Genomic DNA, 3993 nt, shown 5'->3' on the forward strand with positions numbered 1-3993 from the left:
CCGCCACCTGCAGCACGGTGATGCCGGTGGCCAGCACGAACAGCGCGCCGAGGAAGGCGCCGTAAATGCGCAGTTCCGCCGCCGGCCAGAAGCCGAGCGCGCCGATCCCGGCGATCACCAGACCGGCGACGATGCCCTGCTTGTAGCCCAGCCGCGCGACCAGACGCCCGGCCGGGAGCGACATCAGGAAGTACGCGCCGAAGAAGGTGAACTGCACCAGCATCGCGCGGGCGTAGTTCAGTTCGAATACCGCCTTCAGGTGCGGGATCAGGATGTCATTGAGGCAGGTGAGAAAGCCCCACATGAAGAAGATGCTGGTGGCCACCCACAAGGCCATCCGCGTGTTGACCACGGGCGCGGACGATGCCCTGGACGGCAGCGGTGTTGATGGAATCGGCATGCGGTAAGCGCCTCTGCGGGTTGATGACGGGAAAGGAAAGGGATCAGGTCAAACGCGCTGCGCTGCTCTCGCGCACACGCAGCTGCACCGGGGCCACGGTGCGCATCGGTGCCGCGTCGGGGGTGTCCAGACGCTGCAGCAGCAACGCCGCGGCCTGCCGGCCACGTTCGCGCGGATCGGCAGTCAAGGTGGTCAGCGGCGGCACAGCCACCGCCGCCTCGGAGATATCGTCAAAACCGGTCACCGCGAAATCGGTACCGGGACGGATACCGCGCGAGGTCAGGCCCAGCATCAGCCCCAGCGCCACGGTGTCGTTGTAGCAGACCGCCGCCGTGGGCTTGTCCGAGCCTTCGAACAGCTCGCCGGTGCGTTCGGCCGCCTCCAGCCGGTTCGGTGCCGATTCGATCAGCCAGTGCGGACGCGCCGGCAATCCGGCTTCGGCCAGCGCCTGCTGGTAGCCCAGACGGCGCTGGGCGCAGGAGCTGGAGGCGCCATGGCCACCGAAAAACGCGATGTCGCGGTGCCCCTGTTCGATCAGATGGCGGGTCGCCAGGTAGGCGCCCTGCCGGTTGTCCAGGGTGAGGAAATCCCACGCGGCGCCGGGCAGTTCGCGGTTGAACAGCAGCACGTTGGCATTGACGCCCAGCACCTGCTGCAGCTGGGCGGTATCGCTGCCTTCGGCCGGGGACAGGATCAGCCCGGTCGGGGTGTGTTCCATCAGCGTGCTCAGCACCGCCTGCTGCCGTTTGGGCGATTCGCCGGTGCTGCCCAGCAGGGTCACATAGCCCTTGTCACCCAGCGCCTCGTCCACCCCGGAGGCGAACTCGGCGAAGAACGGATTGGACAGGTCGTTGATCACCAGCGCGATCGAGGACGAGGTGCGCCGGCGCAGATTGGCCGCAGTGCGGTTGTAGACGTAACGCTGGCGGCGCAGTTCGGCCTCCACCTTGGCACGGGTGTCCACATTGACCAGCGGACTGCCACGCAGCACCAGCGACACCGTCGCCCGCGACACCCCCACCGCCTGGGCGATGTCGGTGACGGTGACGGCGCGCTGGCCGGCTTTGCGGGCGCCGCTGCTGGCGCCGGAAGGAGAGTCGTTCATCGTGTCCGCGGGGGTGGCAGGGAGCGCCAAGCCTATAGGATCCTGAACACGACCTGTCGTGGCCGTGCCCCGCCCTCCGGTTCTGACGCCCCGGCGGCTCACTTCAGGACACTGCCCGGTGCGGCGCAGAACGAGACCGGCAGGTCGGAAACGGCCGTGCCCCAGCCCTGTTCCGGTGCCTGCGCGCCCAGTTCGAACGTCACCGTGCCGCCGCGCTGCAGGCGCTCCCAGTCCAGCCACACGGCCGGCTGCGGCTTGCCATCGACCTGCACACTCTGGATGTACTGCAGCGCGCGACCATCGGCGCCCGGCGCCAGCAGGTTCAGGGTGCGGCCGTTGCCCAGGGCGATCTGCGCCTTGCTGAAACGCGGGGTGTGCAGCAGGAACTCGCCGCTGCCCGGCACCGCCGGGTACAGGCCCAGCGCGCTGAACAGGTACCACGCCGACATCGTGCCCAGGTCGTCATTGCCGGTCACGCCGTTGGGCGCGTTGGTGAACAGCTGCTGCGCGGCGCGCACCACGGTGGCGGTCTTCCACGGCTGGCCGATCAGCGTGTACATCCACGGGGCATGCAGATCCGGCTCGTTGTTGGGGTTGTAGCGGAACTGGTTGTAGTAGCTGTAGGGGCCGACCACCCATTCCTTGCGCGCGGCGGTCAGCGGGGCCTTGAGCAGTTCGTCATAGGCGAAGAACGCATCCAGGCGCTTGCCGGCCTGCTCGCGACCATGCATCGCTTCGACCAGACCCGGCACGTCCTGCTGCGCCAGCCACTGGTACTGCCAGCCGGTGCCCTCATGGAAGCCGTGCTGCGAGCGCGGGCTGTAGTGGCCATTGGAGGGCGTGTACCAGTTGCCGTCCTCGCCACGCGGGCGCGGGAAACCACTGAAACCGGTCTCCTCGTCGCGCACCGTGGCATCCCACACCTTGCGCCAGTTGCGCCCGCGTTCGCGCAGCAGCCGCCGCGTCGGCGTCATGGCCCAGACGGTCGGCCATGTGCGCCAGCGAGCAGTCGGCCAGCGCGTATTCCAGCGTCGCCGAGCCGCCGTGGTGCGGATCCACGTCCATGCCCTTGGAGGGGAAGGCGCGGTCGTAGGCCACGTAACCCTCGGCCTGGTAGCTGGCGTTGCCCGAACGGCCGGCCATGCGCGAATTGATCGGCGGCATCTCGAAGGCGTTGCGGCGCAGCGCGTCCCACGCCTCGTTCTCGCGGCCCTTGAGCGCACCGAATCGCCACAGGTCCACCAGGAACGGGGTGACCGGGTCGCCGGTCATGATGTTGGTTTCGAAGTTGGCGTAGCCCCAGCGCGGCAGCCAGCCGCCCTGTTCGTTGATCGCCAGCACGGTGCGGCCGATGTCGCGGGCCACCTGCGGCTGGGTCAGCGCCAGCCACTGGTTCTGCGAACGGTAGGTATCCCACAGCGAGAAGTACTCGTAGTAGGTCCAGCCGTCGGCGCGATGGATCGCATCGTCATAGCCACGGTAGCGGCCATCGGCATCGCTGCCGGTCATCGGCTGCAGCAGCGCGTGGTACAGCGCGGTGTACAGCACGGTGCGGTCGTCCTGGCTGCCACCATCGACCTTGACCCCGGCCAGCTGCTGGCGCCACTGCTGCTGCGACATCTCGCGCATGCGGTCGAAACCGATCAGCTTGCCGCCCTGCATGCCATCGGCACGCAGGTTGTTGCGCGCGCCTTCGGCATCGACGTGCGAGATCGCGGTGGTGGCGGTGACCGCGCGGCCGTCGGCCAGATCGAAGCTCAGCCAGGCGCCGTTGGGTTTGGCCTCGCCTTCCATGCTGTGGCGCGCACCCGGCAGGCCGCCGGCCTCGCCCCAGGTGCCATGGGCCTTGAACGGACGGTCGAACTCGACCCGGAACCAAGTGGTGTACTGGTGGCCGCCGCAGAAGCTCTTGGTGACCAGCTTGCCTTCCACCACGCGGTCGCCGACCACATCGATCACGCTGCCGATCACCGAATGGCGCTCGTTGGCCTGGCCGACGTTGACCAGCACCTGGCCTTCCTTCTGCCCGGCGGCGAAGGTGTAACGCTCGGCGGCGGCGCGGGTACGCGCGGTGGTTTCCACGTCGATGCCGCCGTAGCTGGTCAGGCGGACCTTGTAGTAGCCGGCCTGGCCGATCTCGCCGTCGTGGCTGTAGGTCGAGGCGTATTTCCTGTGGTCAAAGCTCTTGGCATCGGCGGTATCGAAATCGCCCCCGGGACCGATCGTGCCGGTCACCGGCAGCATGGAAACCTGGCCGCCCTGCTCCCAGCAACCGGCGCCGGAGATGAACGAGTGGCCGAAGCCGCGGATCTTCTCGTCGTCATAGCGCCAGCCGGAATAGTGGCTGCCGATCGGGCTGACCTGGATCAGACCAAACGGCGCCGACGCGCCCGGGAACGTGTTGCCGTCATCCTTGCTGCCGATGAAGGTGTTGACCTCGCGCTCCAGGCGCGGTGGGCGCGGCCTGCAGCAGCGGCGCGAACGACAG

1 protein-coding gene and 2 pseudogenes are annotated in these 3993 nt (G+C 68.2%); all 3 read right to left on the reverse strand.

What is annotated here, in order from left to right; translation table 11 throughout:
• Nucleotides 1-337 (reverse strand): annotated as a pseudogene (locus JCM9942_RS11805) (glucose/galactose MFS transporter); the annotation flags it as partial.
• A 106-nt stretch (nucleotides 338-443) separates the two neighbouring features.
• A complete protein-coding gene (locus JCM9942_RS11810) occupies nucleotides 444-1505 on the reverse strand; it encodes a LacI family DNA-binding transcriptional regulator (RefSeq protein WP_054659882.1) in 1062 nt (353 codons plus the stop codon).
• 98 nt (nucleotides 1506-1603) lie between these two features.
• A pseudogene (locus tag JCM9942_RS11815) lies at nucleotides 1604-3953 on the reverse strand (GH92 family glycosyl hydrolase).
• Nucleotides 3954-3993: the final 40 nt, after the last annotated feature.

The organism is Stenotrophomonas pictorum JCM 9942 (genome assembly GCF_001310775.1).
GTDB classification, from domain to species: Bacteria; Pseudomonadota; Gammaproteobacteria; order Xanthomonadales; family Xanthomonadaceae; genus Stenotrophomonas; species Stenotrophomonas pictorum.

What these genes read in the sequence shown, in the direction of transcription:
- JCM9942_RS11810 (WP_054659882.1), bottom strand. Translation starts at nt 1,505, where the DNA reads ATGAACGACTCTCCTTCCGGCGCCAGCAGCGGCGCCCGCAAAGCCGGC.